Raw genomic sequence first — 17,145 nt, 5'->3', positions numbered from 1 at the left:
GTAAAGCGGAAAGCAGGAGCCCAGAAACCGACTAGCACGACTATTGCTTTTCAAATGGAAAAAAATGGTTAACTGTTTGAATCGGTTAACTGGTTACTGAAACGACAAACTGCCAAATTCGAAAATCAACCCTTCCTTTGCCATTGTCCAAAAACCTTAAGCCTTATACCTTTAAACCCTCCGCCTTTTTATTATATTTGCCTCCATTATGGCTCAAAAGAATAACGACGAACAATTTAAAAATGTAATCTCACACGCTAAAGAATACGGTTTCGTATTTCAGAGCAGCGAAATATACGACGGTTTAAGTGCCGTTTACGACTATGGCCAATTGGGTGCCGAGTTAAAAAACAACATTAAAACTTACTGGTGGAAAGCCATGGTGCAAATGCACGAAAACATTGTAGGTATCGATTCTGCAATTTTTATGCATCCTAAAGTATGGAAAGCCAGCGGACACGTAGATGGTTTTAACGACCCGATGATTGACAACAAGGATTCGAAAAAACGTTACCGTGCTGATCAGTTATTAGAAAACAAAATTGATGAATTATATGCTGAATTAGCCAACTTCAGCGAAGAGAACCGGGCTAAATTTGAAGCGTTTCAACAAGAAATACTGGGTTTAAGCGATGAAGGCCAGGCTGCCTGGGTTCCGGGCTTTAAAGATGAAGAAACGATTTTAGATCATACCAAATATCCTTTTGTTGAAGAGGCAAGCTGGAGATTTGTTAAAAAAGGTTTAGCACTGGAAGTAGAAATGAACCTGGCGCTTAAATCAGAAAACCTGGCTCAGCTAAAAGATTTAATCGTAAATTATAAAGTAATCTGCCCAATTTCTAAAACCTCTAACTGGACAGATGTACGCCAGTTTAACCTGATGTTTAGCACCCAGTTTGGTGCCATGGCCGAAGGAAGTGACGAAGTGTACCTGCGTCCGGAAACGGCTCAGGGTATTTTTGTAAACTTCCTGAATGTGCAGAAATCAGGCAGGATGAAAATTCCTTTTGGTATTGCACAAATTGGTAAGGCTTTCAGAAACGAGGTAATTGCCCGTCAGTTTATTATGCGTATGCGTGAGTTCGAGCAAATGGAAATGCAGTTTTTCGTTCGCCCGGGTGAAGACAAAAAATGGTTCGAATACTGGAAAGAAGCACGTTTAAAATGGCACAGGGCTTTGGGTACTGCGCCAGAGAAATACCGCTACCACGACCACGTTAAACTGGCCCACTATGCCAACGCTGCAACCGATATCGAATTCGAATTCCCGTTTGGATTTAAAGAGGTTGAAGGTATCCATAGCCGTACGGATTTCGATTTAACGCAACACCAGGAATATTCGGGTAAGAAAATGCAGTATTTCGACAACGATTTAAATGAAGAAGGTAAACCTTATGGCAATTACGTTCCTTATGTAATCGAAACTTCAATTGGTTTAGACCGCATGTTCCTGTTAACCATGATCAACGCTTTTGAAGAGCAGGATTTAAGCACCGAAGATAAACAGGATAGCCGTACTTTATTGCGCCTACACCCTGCTTTGGCTCCATATAAAGTGGCTATTTTCCCATTAACGAAAAAAGATGGTTTACCTGAAAAAGCACGCGAAATTATGGATGCACTGAAATTTGATTTCAACTGTATTTATGAAGAGAAAGATGCAATCGGTAAACGCTACCGCCGTCAGGATGCTGTAGGTACACCTTTCTGTATCACGGTAGATCACCAGAGTTTAGAAGACAATACCGTAACCATCCGTCACCGCGATAGTATGGAACAAGAACGTATTGCCATTGCAGATTTAAGTGATATTATTGGTAAAGCTACCAGCTGGAAAACTTTGTTAGCATAGTTTTACCACCTGAGACATCTAAGTACACCTTAGTTAAATAAATAATGAGTCGCAGGATTTACCTCCTGCGACTTTTTTATGGAATTACAACTACTGATTCATCTATGCTATATGAAAAAAATCTGCACCATTATTTTTGTTTTTTTGGCCAATTGGGCCATGGCCTGTAGTTGTGCCACGCCAACTTTACTTGAAAACATTTACAGAAGTGATTTTATTGCTGTTGCCAAAATTTTAAAAATAACACAAGATCCGGTCAATAAGGAATATCATGATATAGAAGTTAAATTATTGGATGTTTATAAAGGGGATAGAACAACAAAAATGAAAATATCAAGTCTCCAAGGCTCCTCCTGTGCTTTTTTTACGCCCGTTGGAACAACCTGGTTAATTTTTGCTTCTTTAAACGATGATAAGCTGTTAACTTTTCATTACTGTGATGGATCAGAACAGATTGATCGGGAATTTGATTTAAAAACATATCCTGGTTTAGATCAGAAACATAAAAATTCGATTAAACTGAAACTTGATGTTTTAAAATTTTTCAGGAATAAAAAACTGACTCCTGCGGATAAAACACGTTTAAGAATTTCCTTGCCAGGTGAATGTTTAAAAAACCTAAAAGGTTTTGCTGGAGATCATAAAGATTTTACCATTTATGAATATGTTGTAAATGAAGATCTGTCTGTAACAGATGTTAAACCTGTTAGAGATTTCAAAAATAAAAAACTGGCTAAAGAATTTGTAGCCTGCATTGAAAACAAGCTTAAAAATAACGATACAACCAAAAAGTCGATACCAAAAAAAATAAAACAATATCTGGTGTACTATTTCTATCCATTTGAAAAGGGTAATGAAAGTTTTATTGGTGCACTTGATTTGTAATGGGTTGAGGCAATAGCAAGAGAAAATGAATTTAAACGAACACTACAATAAACTTTACACAGATGCTATTACAAAAATTGCTGTAGGTAAATACGAAATAGATCCGTTAATTGATGATGAAACAGACAAGCGCCTGGGCATTACCCTGGTGATCAGACCTGATTTGGCAACAAATACCCAAATCCAGCAATTTTTGGCTGAGGTAAAAGCAATTGAGCCCGATCAGTATTTTTACCAGAACAGCGATATCCATATTACCTTAATGTCTATCATTTCCTGCTATACAGGTTTCGATTTAAATGATATTCGTGTACAGGATTACATTAACCTGGTACAGGAGGTTTTAACCCGGCATAAAGGCTTCAAAATTCAGTTCAAAGGGCTCACAGCTTCACCATCGTGCGTTTTAGTACAGGGCTTTTTAACCGAAACGTTGAACCAGATTCGTGACGATTTAAGAGTTTCATTCAAAAATTCTGATTTACAGCAAAGCATCGATAAGCGATACGCTATCCAAACGGCACATGCCACCATTGTTCGCTTTCGAAAACCGTTGCAAAATCCGGCGGCATTGGTTAACCTTCTGGAAAAATACCGGGATTTTGATTTTGGAACCTTTGAAGTAAAGCAAGTCGAACTGGTATACAACGACTGGTATCAGCGCGAAAGGTTTGTTAAAAAACTGCACCTATTTACCATATAGCATAAATTCTATATCTTTGCCCCTTAACCAATTAACCTTTCAAATTAGCACTCGTGAAATTAGCTTTCAAATTCGCATTACTGGCAGTATTTTGCCTATTCGTTACCTCATCTTGTAAAAAAGAAATCGATTACCACCCTGAATGGGATTTATCAACCATGAGCGGCAAAATCGACGGCAATTTATTGCAATGCACATTTGCCACCGCACAATTTTACACCCTAGATAACAAAACTACCGTTCAACTAATAGGTAACAAAGATTTAAAAGGTTTCGGTTTAACTATCGATGATTTTAAAGGAATAGGTACCTATAAAGTAGCTGACCATAATATTGCAACTTACATGGAAGGTACTGCAGGTTTGCAAGATGCCTACTACGGTACTTCGGCCGGAACCATAAAAGTAACCAGCTACTTAGCCGATAAATACATTAAAGGGTCTTTCGAATTTAAAGGAGAAAACATAGCCGCTTTAGCAAGCAAAACCATTACCGATGGTCAGTTTAGCATTAGCCTGGTACCAGTTAAACTACCCGAAACCAATAACAGTACAAATAATTTAAGCGCTAAAATAGACGGAACCAAAATTGGCTTTACCGGCGAAGCATCATCTATAACTTCTCCTCTTGGTAAATTACTCACAATTACAACCATCAATGGCGATAAGCGCCTGATACTTTCTGTTATTGGGTATAATGGCCCAGGCACTTACGATTTGGCAAACGATGGAACCGGCGTTTACATGAAAGATCAAAGTCCTACCGGCTCATTTGCTGCTGCAAGTGGCACTTTAGTTATTACAAGTGAAGCGGGTAACAAATTAAAAGGAACATTTGCATTTAAAGCACCTAACGAGGATGGTACGATCAACACATCAGTAGATGTTACTGAGGGCACTTTTGATTTACCATTTACTAAATTGTAATTGCAAAACTCTTAGCCGTTGATCAAAGATCAGCGGTTAAGAGTTTTGAAAAGATACAAGATAAGCTAATCAAAATTTATCAATCGTTTGAACGCCTTTTCAATCCACATTTTGGTTTTATGGCTAGCTTCAATTCATTTAATTTAAAGATGCTTTGTTAATTTAGACAGATAATCTAACCAAATGCATCGCTTCAAGAAACCAATACTTACTTTTTTATTAATCGTGCTGGGCACAGTAATGCTACATGCACAGCATAAACCTAAATTCAGGGTAATTGCGTTTTATACCGCAAAAAGCGATCTGGCACATATCAGCTTTGTACATGAGGCCAATAAGTGGTTTCCGAAAATGGCCGACAAATATCATTTCAGTTACGATTCTACTGCTAACTGGGATAATTTAAATGCGGCTTTCCTGGCTAAATATCAAGTAGTTCTGTTTCTGGATACCCGCCCAGAGAAAGCAGAACAACGCGAAGCTTTCCAAAAATATATGGAAAACAGTGGCGGCTGGATGGGCTTTCATTTTTCGGCCTTTGCATTGGCTAAATCTGCTTTCGATCAAAACTGGGATTGGTACCACAACACTTTTTTAGGCTCGGGTGGTTATGGTAGCAATACCTGGCGACCAACTTCGGCAGTACTCCGTGTAGAAAACAGGAAACATCCGGTTACCAAAAATCTGCCGCAAACCTTTAAATCGCAACCCAACGAATGGTACAGGTGGCAGAACGACCTGCGTAAAAATCCCGACATACAAATCCTGCTGGCAATCGATTCTACCAGTTTCCCGCTGGGCACAGGCCCTAAAGCGCACGAAATTTGGCACAATGGTTATTATCCGGTAGCATGGAGCAACAAGAACTACAAAATGGTTTATGTAAACATGGGGCATAACGACATGGATTACGAACACAAATACGATAAAACCAACAAAACACTATCCTTTACTTTTGAAAATGATAACCAGAACCAAATGATTTTAAACAGCCTGATTTGGCTAGGTAGCGGTAAAAAAATAAAATAATCAGGAGGTCATAAAAGTTTTAAGGATAAAGCAAATTTCCGATTTGCTGGCCGCAATATTATATTTGTTTATACCAATTGCCAGGAGATGAAAATTCCACAAAAGTTTTTTGCCCGCCAACACGAAATTGCTGCCGATTTCTTAAAAGAATTAGATAAGCATCTTGATGATGTGGTATCAGGCCGCGTTACAGAAATGTTCGAGGTGAGAGATTTTGCTGAGCTGATCCATGTGCATCCCACGCATTTAAGCAATACCATTAAATCGGCCACGGGCCATTCGCCCTGTTATTTTTTCGAAGAGCGTTTAATGGATATTTCGAAATCAATGCTCCAGAATATCAGTATGCCCATTGCCGAAATTGCACGTACCTTAACCTACGACCCATCTAATTTCACTAAATTTTTCAAGCATTTTTCTGGTCAAACGCCTAAACAATACCGCGAAGCTTATTTCAGTTCGCTGGCAAATAAGGAAATTGTCACCATATAAAACTTAAACTGTCACCATTTTTTCAGCACTTTTCGATCTAATTTTGTTTAACCAATTAAAAGAAAGATGGAAAAACAAAATAAAATTGCTCTGGTAACCGGTGGCAGCCGCGGACTGGGAAAAAATGCGGCCTTAAAAATCGCAGAAAAAGGGATAAATGTAATTCTTACCTATCAATCTAAAAAAGAAGAAGCCGAAAATACCGTAGCAGAAATTAAGCAGCTTGGGGTAAAGGCCGCAGCATTACAGCTCAATGTAGCTGATGTCAAAAGCTTCGATAGTTTTGTAGCAGAGGTTAAAGCAATCCTAAAAAACACCTTTAATGCCGATAAATTTGATTTCTTAATCAACAATGCCGGTATTGGCATCCATGCCTCCTTTGCCGAAACCACCGAAGAACAGTTCGATACCTTAGTTGATATCCAGTTTAAAGGGCCATTCTTTTTAACTCAGAAAACACTTCCGGTTTTAAACAATGGCGGAGGCATTATTAACATATCAAGCGGACTCGCCCGTTTCTCAACGCCCGGTTACGCCGCCTACGCCTCAATGAAAGGCGCAATGGAAACTTTAACCAAATACCAGGCTAAAGAATTAGGTGCCAGGGGTATCAGATCGAATATTGTTGCGCCAGGTGCAATAGAAACTGATTTCGGTGGTGGCGTAGTACGCGATAATGAACAGTTAAATGCAGGTATTGCCGCCAACACCGCATTAGGCCGAGTGGGCTTACCCGATGATATTGGTGGCATTATAGCCTTCTTATGTACCGAAGATGCATGCTGGATTAACGCCCAACGCATTGAAGCATCGGGTGGTATGTTTTTATAAACCCTGATATTTTAACCGCAAAGTATATGGCTGCTTAAGCAAACAGCTCCTACCATGTCATTCCCTTTGCGGTTAAATTTGTTTTAAATTTCTGCTTCCAGAAAATAAAAGGTTTCAATTGGCGTTATCCACATACAAAGACAAACATACCTGGATGCACCGCCTTTTTTTAGCCCTGTTATTATCTATTTTATCCTACAACAAAGTTTCGGCTCAGGAATGGTCGGATCCCGAAATCAGAAAGGCCAATACTGCTGTAAATGCCAGCTACCTCACTAACGAAGAAAAAAACGTAATCCTGTTAATGAATCTCATTCGCCTGGATGGCCCACGGTTTTACAATACCTTTTTAGAAGATTATATCAATAAATACAATGCTAATGTAAGGCAATACCGCAATTACAATCAGCTAAAAATAACGCGTACAAACACTTACTACACTTCATTATACAAACACCTGCAGGGCATTAAAAACCTGCCCATGTTTTACCCCGATGAGAGGCTAACCGCGTTAAGCCGTGGCCACGCTGCCGATTTAAACCGGAACAACCTCGACACCCACGAAAGCAGCAACGGCGATAAATTTTCCAAACGCCTGTCCAGATATTTCCCCAACAAGGCCATGAGCGAGAACATCGATTTTGGCTACAGCAAAAGCCTCGATATTGTTTGCCACCTGCTTTTAGATTGTGGCGTGCCATCACTAGGCCATCGTTTCAATATATTAGATCAGAAATATAAACTCAATACCGTTGGCGTTAGTATACAGCCTCATCCATCCTTTAATTATTGTACGGTTATTGACTTCGTTGCCCAACCTACTTTTTACAGCAACAACCAATAAAATTTAATATTTTTATAAAGTCCCGGTCTTTAAAAACAAGGGAATTTACTTTTAGGCAAAATCCTACAATTTAAAAATTAATTTACCTTTGCAGCCGTAACAACAAAAACAACAATGCGCGTAGCCATATTAGCCCTCATCGATTTTTTTTACCCGCCTTTTAAAAAATATATTTCGCTGCATAATTTCAGGTATTTAGCTACAGGTGGAGGCACATTGTTACTGGGCATATTAAGCTATTATTTTGCCTACTTTTTCATTTTCAAAACCGAGGAAGTAAATTTTGGCCTGTTGGTAGTGCAAAGAGAAACGGCTTCCCTTTTTGTTGATTATTCTATCGCTATCCCAACCAGCTTCTTACTCAACAAGTATATCATCTTTACACACAGCGAGTTAAAAGGCAGGGTGCAGCTGTTCCGTTTTTTAAACCTCCAGTTTATTAATATACTGGCCAATTACGTACTCTTAAAATTTTTACTTGAGTTGTTAAGAGATTATCCAACACTTGCCGTGCTTTCACGTATTTTGGTATCGGTTTTAATGGCCCTTTTCAGCTACCTGTATCAGCATTATTTTACTTTTAGCGTAAAAAAATTAGGAGGCAAGAAAGAAAAGAAAAAACACTGATTTTATACGAAAAGCAAATTGGTAACTTTTCGGTCACTACAGTCCCGCCCCCGTTACAAGTCCGCGCCTCATACTTCGGCTTACGGGCTTTTCACTAAGTCGGGTTTAATTGACTGCCAATCTGCAACTATTTTTGTTTTATGGTACCCCGTTAAAAACAGGATTCTGACAAGCCAAAGCTTTATTACCCTAACCTGTTAATTTATGCGGCAGCTTTCTTGCTTAGGTAAAAACTACAACCTAACTTTGCTATCGACCAACTTATTTTCTTTAACCCAATGAGCCATTTTAACGATTTTAATAATGCGCAGGTTGCAAAATTGCCCAACCATTTAAAGCAATTTATTGTAGCGCAGAACTACGAAAAGTACACCCCTATCGATCAGGCTGTTTGGCGTTACGTAATGCGCCAAAACTACAGTTACCTTAAAAACGTGGCTTATTACCCCTACATAAAGGGCCTTCAAAGGGCGGGTTTAAGCATTGAGCATATCCCCGATTTGCAAACCATGAACGATAACCTGGGTAAAATTGGCTGGGGAGCAGTTACCGTAGATGGTTTTATCCCACCTGCAGCTTTTATGGAGTATCAGGCTTACCGGGTGCTGGTTATTGCTGCCGATATCCGCCAGATTAACCACATTGAATATACGCCCGCACCCGATATTATACACGAAAGTGCTGGTCATGCGCCAATTATTGCCGATACCGATTATAACAATTACCTCAGCTATTTTGGGTCAATCGGTGCAAAAGCCATGTTTTCGGCCAAAGATTTTGAACTTTACGAGGCCATTAGGAAGCTTTCCATTTTAAAAGAAGCGGTAGATGTAGATGCAGCTGAAATTGCTAAGGCCGAAAAAAACCTGCGCTATATTAGCGAGAATATGGGTGAGCCTTCAGAAATGGCACTTTTAGGCCGCCTGCACTGGTGGACGGTTGAATACGGCCTGATTGGCACTTTAGAAAACCCTAAAATTTATGGGGCCGGCTTACTTTCATCAATTGGCGAAAGCGCTACCTGCATGCACAAAGATGTAGAAAAACTGTGGTACAATATCGATACGGTTAATTATCAGTACGATATTACCAAGCCCCAGCCGCAACTTTTTGTTACCGAAACCTTTCAAAACCTGATCGATGTTTTAGAACAATTTGCCAATACCATGGCTTTTAGGCGTGGTGGATCTGAAAGTATCATGAAAGCCATCGCCTGCAAAAATGTGGCAACTGCCGAATACAGTTCAGGCTTACAGGTGAGTGGTATTTTTACCGATATGGGCATAAACCCTGATGATGAAGTTACCTTTATTAAAACAACAGGTCCATCGGCCCTGGCTTTTAATGGTAAACAGCTCGATGGGCATGGCAAAGACTACCATGCCGATGGTTTTTCATCGCCGGTAGGCAAGCTTAAAAATACTAATCAGCTTTTAGAAGATTTTAGTGCTGTAGATCTGGAAAGTGCCGGAATAATTATTGGCAACCAAACCGAACTGCTTTTTGATAGCGGAATTAAAGTTGTGGGCCGCGTTAAAGCGGTTTTAAAAGAGAACAATAAAGTTATTTTAATTGCCTTTAGCGATTGTACCGTTACCGAAAGTAATGGAAATGTTTTGTTCAGGCCTGAGTGGGGTACTTACGATATGGCTGTCGGCGCTAAAATTACCTCTGTATTTAATGGTGCTGCAGATAAAGATGCCTACGAAGCCATCACTCTGATCAGTGAAGAAAAAACACATCAAATTACCTACGATGCTAAAACACTAAAGCTGCACGAACTTTATAAAACCGTTCGTACAATACGCGAAAATGGCGAAAATTCGGACCAGCTAGCTCATATTTTTAATGAATTAAAGCTAAACCACAGGCAAGATTGGCTGTGCGCTTTAGAGGTACTCGAAATTGTTTACCACAAAAAGATCTATCATCAGCTAGAGAAAGAAATTCAGGTTTATTTGGAAATTAAAGCCGGTAAGGAGCCAGATCACACTAAATTAATTAACGATGGCTTGCATGTAATTAAGAATCCGGTTAGCCAGTTGATTATTGAAGACTAGGCAGATTTTGAATTTTAGGCGTGGATTCATTTTTCGCTATGTCATTCCCGCGAAAGCGGGAATCTTAATGCCTGCTGTGTGATAGGTTAAGATTCCCAATCACGTTGGGAATGACGATTTCCTAAAGTGTTTAGCCATCAAACTTAAAATACCAATCATTTAGAGAACAAGAATGCTAAATCAGGTTTTTTAATACCTTTGAATTTTCATTACAACCATTAATATTTCCTCATGAACATTATAATTACAGGTGCAAGTAGTGGTATCGGTTTCGAAGCTGCTTTAGAATTTACCTTACAGAAAGAGAATAAAATTGTTGCCATAGCCCGTTCGGCAGATAAGTTGCGTAAACTTTTAGAAATTGCGAGAGGTATTAACCCCGACTGTACCCTTTTGCCTGTTGAGTTTGATATTGTAAATGATGATTATGCAGCATTGATTCCCTTTTTAAAAGAACGTTTAGGCCACGTCGACATCCTGGTTAACAACGCTGGTGCTTTGGTTAACAAACCCTTTTTAGAAACCACTGAGGTTGATTTGGGCGAAATGCTGCAAAGCAATGTAATTTCACATTTCAGGATGATACAAAATGTGCTCCCATTAATGCAAAGCGGAAGCCATATTGTAAACATTGGCAGCATGGGCGGTTTCCAGGGCAGTGTTAAATTCCCAGGGCTTTCGGCTTACTCAGCCAGTAAAGCAGCATTACACACTTTAACCGAATGTTTAGCTTTCGAACTGGCCGAAACAGGTATAAAAATTAATTGCCTGGCTTTGGGCTCTGCACAAACCGAAATGCTCGAAGCAGCTTTTCCGGGTTACCAAAGTCCGGTTATGGCTTTCGAAATGGGTAAATATGTATGCGATTTTGCAAAAACCGGACACAAATTCTTTAACGGAAAAATACTACCAGTTGCAGTAACCACACCATAAGTTGTTATTTTTTAGTAATTTACATTAAAATCTAAAAAACTATGGAAACAAATTCTCCCTTTAAAACAGCCGACAGTGGAAAAAGCGCGGCAATAGTAAGCTATTTCTGGTTTATTGGCTGGCTCATAGCCTATTTTGCCATGTATAAAGATAACCAGACCGAATTGAGCAGATATCATTTAAAGCAAACCCTGTTATTTCATCTGGTATCGACCGTATTGAGCTGGGGTTTAAGTTTATTTTTAATCCCCGTATTGTTTACCACGGGTTTCGAGGTAGGTTATTACATCGTCCGCATAATACAAATCGGCCTTTTTGTATTGTGGCTAATTGGCTTAATCGGAGCTGCACAAGGGGAGAAAAAAGCCATTCCCTTAATTGGCGATAGAGCGCAAACCATGTTCCCGGGTATATAACAAAACCAAATATAATTAATCAGGGTCTGGACAAATTGTTCAGACTTTTTTTGTTTCTGCTCATTTTCAACATTTTAATGCGCTTTGGATATTTTTTATATCTTTGGCTCCAGCCTATGAAAAAAATAATAGTCCCGATTTTGTTTTTCATTTTGTCTGCTACCGCAGGAAAAGCCCAAACAGTAATACCAGCCCAATACCAGGAGTTGGTTAAAAAGCTGGTTGCCAGTCTCCCGAACGAGGGTAAAACAACAAATAAAGCTCCAGAGAAACAAACCGAAAGTTTAATCGATTTTGCCAAAAGTATGCTCGGCATTCCTTACCGATATGCAACCAGTAACCCAAAAGTTGGTTTCGATTGCTCGGGTTTTGTGAGCTATGTATTCAGCAATTTTGGTTTTAAGGTACCCCGTTCATCAAGAGAATTTAGCTATACCGGAACAGAAACTACACTCGAAAATGCTAAAGTTGGCGATGTAATGATATTTACTGGCAGTAACTCGAGGATTAGAAGAATTGGCCATGTAGGCATTATTTATTCGATTGATGAAAATGGAATCAAATTTATTCACGCCTCATCGGGCAAAGCACGCGGCGTAACCATTACCGATTTTAACGGACACTACAAAAACCGTTTCATGAAAGTGGTGAGTATACTTTAAATAATTAAATGAGTGAATTTTGAATGAGTGAATGAAACAGGACTTTAAAACATCGTTCGGTTATTCGGTCCTTCCAACATTCCAACCTTCAATCCTTCAATCCTTCTAACCTTTAACCTCTCTTCAAAGAATTACTTTTGGTATTTCCACATCCGGCTTTTACCCTCTCCTATCCATTCAATAGCGGTTTCCAGTCTTTTTAAGCGGGTTGCTTCAGTTTTGGCCTCTTCGAACCACACAACATAATCTTTTTTGTTTGATGGACTAAAATTCTGAAAAACAGCCAATGCTTTAGGATCTTCTTTTAAAGCATCGATAAAATATTCAGGTACAATCAGTTCTTTTTTTTCAGCCGCTTTTGGCTTCGCAGGTAGTTTAACGTTATCTTCATTTAACTGAATGGCTTGCTGGATGTAGGCAATCAGGATTTCATCTGCCGGCAAATCATCAAAAGAAGTTATTCTGCCCAAACCACCCATGGCTTCCCCTCTATCTTTGAAAATACCATACTCATCTTCCATTATAGACGCTTTCCAAAAACCGAAAACGCAATGTTGCTTAAACGCCGCCATCTGGCATACAATACCTTTATAATCGAAACTGGGCATGCCCCATTTTATTTTTTCTTCAATGCGGGCATCGGCCTTGCGCACCAGATTGCGCAAATGATCCAAAATCGGAATCGCAAATTCGGCCGATTTAATAATGTACTGGTCTACCTGAACAATTGTATGCATAGCTTTAAGTCTTTAATAAATTTAAAGCAAAACAATCTTTAATGCAAGCTCTACTTCCCCATTATTTAAAAACTTTTTGGCCAGCTCGTGTAATTCCCTTTCCCGGTTTGTAGCATCACCGATGGTGGCATCAAGCACTTCTTTCACTTCCGGATTGGTGCTAATCAGATCAATCTCTTCATCGCCCGGTAAAACCTCTACATTTCCCAACATACCTAAATCGTTACCGGTTAGTACTTTCGAATAGCGCACAGCCTGCGGCAAACGGTCTACACCAATACCCAATTTAGCCAGGGGCTTGGCCACTTTAAACAAATTATCGCTGGTTACCCTGCAATACCAGTCGCCACCCAAACGAGCTACCAAATCTATTTTCTGCTGGTCTATTTTACCCTCTGCATCTAAAATGTCTTCGCTAATGTGAATGCGTTTTATTTCGGCCAGAATGAGGTTTCCGGCACCATGGCTATCGCCCAGCGGAATAACTTCATTTACTACACATTCGAACTGAACCGGTGCTTCAGCCACACGTGGTGGTTGTACCAAATCAGATTTTAGCATGGTAAAGCCAGCCTTTTCAAATTCGTTTACCCCTTTTGCATACTCGGTGCTGGCTAAACTCATCTGCTGCACCATATCATAGTTAACGATATTGATTACACACTCCTTCACTTCGAGCACATTTTCTAAAGTATGCTTGGTCGTATTATCACGTACACGCCTCGAAGGTGAAAAAACACAAATCGGTGGGTTGGTGCTAAACATATTAAAGAAACTGAAAGGACTTAAATTAATATTCCCTTCGGCATCGATAGTTGAGGCAAAGCAAATTGGCCGCGGTGCAATGGCATACTGCAGGTAATTTTGCAGTTGTATGGGGGTTAAATCTTGTGTGTTAAGTGATAGCACTGGAGGTAATTTAATATAGAGAAGAAAAATTTAAACGGAGATTACAACTCGCAAAAGTCGTCATTTCGAGTGGAGTGCAACGCAACCGAGAACCACAAAGTGCTCAGCGAAGCTAAATCTATAATAGATCTCTCCATTACGCTGCGCTTCAGTCGAGATGACGATCCCTTGTAATTAGATCAAGAACTGAATTATGGATAACAACCACCTCGATACAACCTCAGTTATTAAGGTGATATAACACCAAAAAGTTATCTTACTTCTTCAGCGCCAGTATCGAAAAATCCGTATCTGCTTTCGTGATGTTGTTGGTTAAAGCGCCTAATCCGGTAATTTCCATTTCGACTACATCGCCCGGTTGTAACCATTGTACTTTGTAGTTTGGATCGTTAAGCAAACCAGTGCCGTTTAATTCTAAGAAACAGCCTGTACCTACTGTACCCGAGCCAATTACATCCCCAGGAAGAATATCTACACCGTAGGCACAACGCTCTATAATTTCGGCGAAAGTCCAGTCCATATCTGCTGCATTTCCTCTCGAAACTTCGATACCATTTACCCTGCAGGTCATTTTTAAATCGTAAGCATTACCCACGTGACCTTCCTTTGCAGGTACTTTATATTGTAATAACTCATCTGGTGTTACCAGCCAGGGGCCAATAACCGTCGAAAAATCTTTCCCTTTGGCCGGGCCTAAGTTTAAGAGCATTTCTTCCATCTGTAGCGTACGGGCACTCATATCGTTCATTACCATATAACCGGCGATGTAACTATCGGCCTCAGCTGCAGTTATATTCCTTCCCTTTTTACCAATTACAACGGCAATTTCAAGTTCAAAATCGAGTTTATCAAAATGATCGGGCATACATTCAATTTCGCCTGTACCCTGTATGGCATTATGGTTAGTAAAATAGAAGATCGGATATTCATCAAACTGCGGAATCATATCAACCTTTCTGTTCCGGCGTGCGGCAGCAACATGCTGTCTGAAAGCGTATCCATCACGGCAGCTGGCAGGATGTGGAACAGGTGCTAAAAGCTCATAAAAAATTTCTTCCTTGGCCTGTAAACTCCCTTCTTTTATCTGGTCGTCTATCCTTTTGGCCCTTTCCATTAACACTTCACCACCTTGCAAAAATTCGTTCATATTATCCGGCAATAGCTTATCGCAGCTGTTCAGATTATAAATATGTCCGTTTACAAACACGCCAAGATGCTCTCTGTCTTCGGTTTTATAGGATACTAATTTCATATATCATTTGGTTAAATACCCGGCAAAGCTAAGCAATTAGGCTGCTCAAAATAAAATTTAAGCGTTATTATTTTAACACCGTATATTTTTGAAGGTTTGGTTTGATTAGCGGAAAATCTTTTGCCTGCAGTTGTTTATAGAATTTTTTGTTGGATAAAAGTTCACCAATTAACAGGCCTCCGGCTACACCGGCAGGTACGCCTGCTGCAATAAGCACAACCGATTCGACCAGTTTTTCGCTCTGTACTGCAATAACAAAAAAGGTTAAACCACCAGCCAGTGCCAGTGGACCAACAATCCCCCGTCGATGAATGTAAAGCGCGCTAATACTATCGGCACTTAACTTCACAGTATCTCTCCGGTTTTTAATTACAGTTAGCCCATCATCGTAGGCTGCATAAAACAATCCACGGGTTACCTTCCCTTTACGATCTACTATTTTGATTTTATATTTGGCTTTTGGTGTTAACTGCTGTTGTTGCGCAAAACCACCATAGCCAAAGGCCAGACAGCATAGGATCGTAAAGATAAATTTCATGTGCGGGATAATTTGTTGTGTAATTAAAGGTAATTAAAATTTCAAATTTTAAATAAAATACTTACCTTGGCTGCATTAAAACCATGATCTTAAAAGCATTACATATTACTTTAGTAAACGACGCAATTGCGGCCCGTCGCTACAAGATGCTATCCAAGCTGATCATGGCTCAATATTCTCTATAATTTCTTTTCACTTTCTCTTTTTTAATTGAAACGCATTGGCGTTTGAATTGTTTATTTCTTAGGATTTTTTTTCTAACCATAACATTATATATTATGCCTGTTTATCATAAATTGGGGCAGATTCCAGCTAAACGCCACACGGTTTTTCGTAAACCAGACGGGAATCTTTATGCCGAAGAATTGGTATCTACCGAAGGTTTTTCGAGCGTATACTCGCTGGTTTATCACTGCCACCCACCAACCATTGTAAAACAACTGGGCGAACCTTACAGTGTTGAGCCAAAAATTGCCCGTGCAAAGCACCTGAAACACACCAGCCTGATCGGTTTTAACATTAAGCCTGAAGATGATTTCCTAAAAAGCAGAAAGCCGGTACTGGTTAATAACGATTTGCATATCGTTTTAGCTGCACCCAAAAAATCGATGACTGATTATTTCTATAAAAATAGTCAGGCCGACGAAATGATCTTCATCCACGAGGGTACCGGAAAGCTGAAAACCGGTTTTGGCGAAATCAAATTTGGTTACGGCGATTACCTGATTATTCCCCGTGGAACAATTTATCAGCTCGAATTTGATACCGAGCAAAACCGCCACTTCATTGTAGAAAGTTTTAGTCCTTTGAGGTCGCCGAAAAGGTATTTAAACCAATATGGCCAGTTAATGGAACATGCTCCTTATTGCGAACGCGATTTACGCCTACCCGAAAACCTGCAAACGCACGATGAATATGGCGATTTTCAGGTGCTGATAAAAAAACAGGGGTTAATTTATCCTTACACTTATGGCACGCATCCTTTCGATTACGTAGGCTGGGATGGCTATCATTACCCCTACGCTTTCTCAATACACAACTTCGAGCCTATTACCGGTCGTTTACACCAACCTCCTCCCGTTCACCAAACTTTTGAAGGCCATAATTTTGTAGTCTGCTCTTTTGTACCACGTAAATATGATTACCATCCCGATGCAATACCAGCACCTTACAACCACAGCAATGTAGATAGCGATGAAGTATTGTATTATGTAGATGGCGATTTCATGAGCCGCAAAAGTGTAGTAAAAGGACAAATTACCTTGCACCCGGGCGGAATTCCACACGGACCACACCCCGGGACTGTAGAAAAATCGATCGGACAAGAGAAAACTGACGAGCTGGCCGTAATGATCGATCCTTTTCTGCCTTTAATGATTACCGAAGATGCCCTGGAAATTGAAGATGAAAATTACCACAAAAGCTGGCAAGAAGGGTAGCTGAGTTGGG

General features: G+C 39.8%; 18 protein-coding genes. 14 read left to right on the top strand and 4 right to left on the bottom strand.

Annotated features, from left to right (window positions below; all coding sequences use genetic code 11):
- Positions 1-208 precede the first annotated feature (208 nt).
- The 13 genes from HWV58_RS19335 to HWV58_RS19275 all read left to right on the top strand — a co-directional run bounded on the left by HWV58_RS19335 (position 209) and on the right by HWV58_RS19275 (position 12,260).
- Positions 209-1,852 carry a glycine--tRNA ligase gene (locus tag HWV58_RS19335; protein ID WP_175635669.1) on the top strand — a complete coding sequence of 548 codons (1,644 nt, stop codon included), beginning with the start codon at positions 209-211 and terminating at the stop codon, positions 1,850-1,852.
- A gap of 291 nt (positions 1,853-2,143) precedes the next feature.
- A complete protein-coding gene (locus HWV58_RS19330) occupies positions 2,144-2,737 on the top strand; it encodes a hypothetical protein (RefSeq protein ID WP_175635668.1) in 594 nt (197 codons plus the stop codon).
- Positions 2,738-2,762: 25 nt separating this feature from the next.
- Positions 2,763-3,440: a 2'-5' RNA ligase family protein gene (locus tag HWV58_RS19325; protein WP_175635667.1), complete on the top strand. Its 678-nt coding sequence runs from the start codon at positions 2,763-2,765 to the stop codon at positions 3,438-3,440.
- 53 nt (positions 3,441-3,493) lie between these two features.
- The gene (locus tag HWV58_RS19320; protein WP_175635666.1) at positions 3,494-4,366 is read left to right on the top strand and encodes a DUF6252 family protein; all 873 of its coding nucleotides are present in this window, start codon (positions 3,494-3,496) and stop codon (positions 4,364-4,366) included.
- Between the two features lie 183 nt (positions 4,367-4,549).
- The gene (locus tag HWV58_RS19315; protein ID WP_175635665.1) at positions 4,550-5,395 is read left to right on the top strand and encodes a ThuA domain-containing protein; all 846 of its coding nucleotides are present in this window, start codon (positions 4,550-4,552) and stop codon (positions 5,393-5,395) included.
- A gap of 87 nt (positions 5,396-5,482) precedes the next feature.
- Positions 5,483-5,887: a helix-turn-helix domain-containing protein gene (locus HWV58_RS19310; RefSeq protein ID WP_175635664.1), complete on the top strand. Its 405-nt coding sequence runs from the start codon at positions 5,483-5,485 to the stop codon at positions 5,885-5,887.
- A 66-nt stretch (positions 5,888-5,953) separates the two neighbouring features.
- Entirely contained in the window at positions 5,954-6,718 is a 765-nt protein-coding gene (locus HWV58_RS19305) for an SDR family NAD(P)-dependent oxidoreductase (protein ID WP_175635663.1), read from the top strand.
- Between the two features lie 118 nt (positions 6,719-6,836).
- Positions 6,837-7,562, top strand: coding sequence for a CAP domain-containing protein (locus HWV58_RS19300; RefSeq protein ID WP_235972771.1), 726 nt, complete (start codon positions 6,837-6,839; stop codon positions 7,560-7,562).
- 114 nt (positions 7,563-7,676) lie between these two features.
- A complete protein-coding gene (locus tag HWV58_RS19295; protein ID WP_175635662.1) occupies positions 7,677-8,189 on the top strand; it encodes a GtrA family protein in 513 nt (170 codons plus the stop codon).
- A gap of 278 nt (positions 8,190-8,467) precedes the next feature.
- A complete protein-coding gene (locus HWV58_RS19290) occupies positions 8,468-10,249 on the top strand; it encodes an aromatic amino acid hydroxylase (protein WP_175635661.1) in 1,782 nt (593 codons plus the stop codon).
- A 231-nt stretch (positions 10,250-10,480) separates the two neighbouring features.
- Entirely contained in the window at positions 10,481-11,182 is a 702-nt protein-coding gene (locus tag HWV58_RS19285; RefSeq protein WP_175635660.1) for an SDR family oxidoreductase, read from the top strand.
- A gap of 41 nt (positions 11,183-11,223) precedes the next feature.
- Positions 11,224-11,598, top strand: a complete 375-nt coding sequence (locus HWV58_RS19280; RefSeq protein ID WP_175635659.1) for a DUF4870 domain-containing protein — start codon at positions 11,224-11,226, stop codon at positions 11,596-11,598.
- A gap of 116 nt (positions 11,599-11,714) precedes the next feature.
- Complete coding sequence (locus HWV58_RS19275; protein ID WP_175635658.1) at positions 11,715-12,260, top strand: C40 family peptidase; 546 nt, start codon at positions 11,715-11,717, stop codon at positions 12,258-12,260.
- Between the two features lie 131 nt (positions 12,261-12,391).
- Here the strand turns inward: HWV58_RS19275 and HWV58_RS19270 are convergent, their stop codons facing one another.
- The 4 genes from HWV58_RS19270 to HWV58_RS19255 all read right to left on the bottom strand — a co-directional run bounded on the left by HWV58_RS19270 (position 12,392) and on the right by HWV58_RS19255 (position 15,696).
- A complete protein-coding gene (locus tag HWV58_RS19270; protein ID WP_175635657.1) occupies positions 12,392-12,997 on the bottom strand; it encodes a YdeI/OmpD-associated family protein in 606 nt (201 codons plus the stop codon).
- Positions 12,998-13,018: 21 nt separating this feature from the next.
- The gene (locus HWV58_RS19265) at positions 13,019-13,906 is read right to left on the bottom strand and encodes a flavin reductase family protein (protein WP_175635656.1); all 888 of its coding nucleotides are present in this window, start codon (positions 13,904-13,906) and stop codon (positions 13,019-13,021) included.
- A gap of 256 nt (positions 13,907-14,162) precedes the next feature.
- Positions 14,163-15,158: a fumarylacetoacetate hydrolase family protein gene (locus HWV58_RS19260; RefSeq protein ID WP_175635655.1), complete on the bottom strand. Its 996-nt coding sequence runs from the start codon at positions 15,156-15,158 to the stop codon at positions 14,163-14,165.
- A 67-nt stretch (positions 15,159-15,225) separates the two neighbouring features.
- Entirely contained in the window at positions 15,226-15,696 is a 471-nt protein-coding gene (locus HWV58_RS19255) for a hypothetical protein (protein ID WP_175635654.1), read from the bottom strand.
- Positions 15,697-15,974: 278 nt separating this feature from the next.
- Between HWV58_RS19255 and HWV58_RS19250 the strand changes: the two genes are divergently transcribed.
- Positions 15,975-17,135, top strand: a complete 1,161-nt coding sequence (locus tag HWV58_RS19250; protein ID WP_175635653.1) for a homogentisate 1,2-dioxygenase — start codon at positions 15,975-15,977, stop codon at positions 17,133-17,135.
- Positions 17,136-17,145: the final 10 nt, after the last annotated feature.

Source organism: Pedobacter ghigonis (assembly GCF_903166585.1).
In the GTDB taxonomy this organism is placed as follows: domain Bacteria; phylum Bacteroidota; class Bacteroidia; order Sphingobacteriales; family Sphingobacteriaceae; genus Pedobacter; species Pedobacter ghigonis.
This window is presented reverse-complemented; position numbering and strand designations above follow the sequence as displayed.

Excerpts from the sequence above, each read along its gene's own strand:
- HWV58_RS19335 (WP_175635669.1), top strand. The coding sequence starts at position 209 with ATGGCTCAAAAGAATAACGACGAACAATTTAAAAATGTAATCTCACAC.
- HWV58_RS19325 (WP_175635667.1), top strand. The coding sequence starts at position 2,763 with ATGAATTTAAACGAACACTACAATAAACTTTACACAGATGCTATTACA.
- HWV58_RS19315 (WP_175635665.1), top strand. The coding sequence starts at position 4,550 with ATGCATCGCTTCAAGAAACCAATACTTACTTTTTTATTAATCGTGCTG.
- HWV58_RS19310 (WP_175635664.1), top strand. The coding sequence starts at position 5,483 with ATGAAAATTCCACAAAAGTTTTTTGCCCGCCAACACGAAATTGCTGCC.
- HWV58_RS19305 (WP_175635663.1), top strand. The coding sequence starts at position 5,954 with ATGGAAAAACAAAATAAAATTGCTCTGGTAACCGGTGGCAGCCGCGGA.
- HWV58_RS19295 (WP_175635662.1), top strand. The coding sequence starts at position 7,677 with ATGCGCGTAGCCATATTAGCCCTCATCGATTTTTTTTACCCGCCTTTT.
- HWV58_RS19290 (WP_175635661.1), top strand. The coding sequence starts at position 8,468 with ATGAGCCATTTTAACGATTTTAATAATGCGCAGGTTGCAAAATTGCCC.
- HWV58_RS19285 (WP_175635660.1), top strand. The coding sequence starts at position 10,481 with ATGAACATTATAATTACAGGTGCAAGTAGTGGTATCGGTTTCGAAGCT.
- HWV58_RS19280 (WP_175635659.1), top strand. The coding sequence starts at position 11,224 with ATGGAAACAAATTCTCCCTTTAAAACAGCCGACAGTGGAAAAAGCGCG.
- HWV58_RS19275 (WP_175635658.1), top strand. The coding sequence starts at position 11,715 with ATGAAAAAAATAATAGTCCCGATTTTGTTTTTCATTTTGTCTGCTACC.
- HWV58_RS19270 (WP_175635657.1), bottom strand. The coding sequence starts at position 12,997 with ATGCATACAATTGTTCAGGTAGACCAGTACATTATTAAATCGGCCGAA.
- HWV58_RS19260 (WP_175635655.1), bottom strand. The coding sequence starts at position 15,158 with ATGAAATTAGTATCCTATAAAACCGAAGACAGAGAGCATCTTGGCGTG.
- HWV58_RS19255 (WP_175635654.1), bottom strand. The coding sequence starts at position 15,696 with ATGAAATTTATCTTTACGATCCTATGCTGTCTGGCCTTTGGCTATGGT.
- HWV58_RS19250 (WP_175635653.1), top strand. The coding sequence starts at position 15,975 with ATGCCTGTTTATCATAAATTGGGGCAGATTCCAGCTAAACGCCACACG.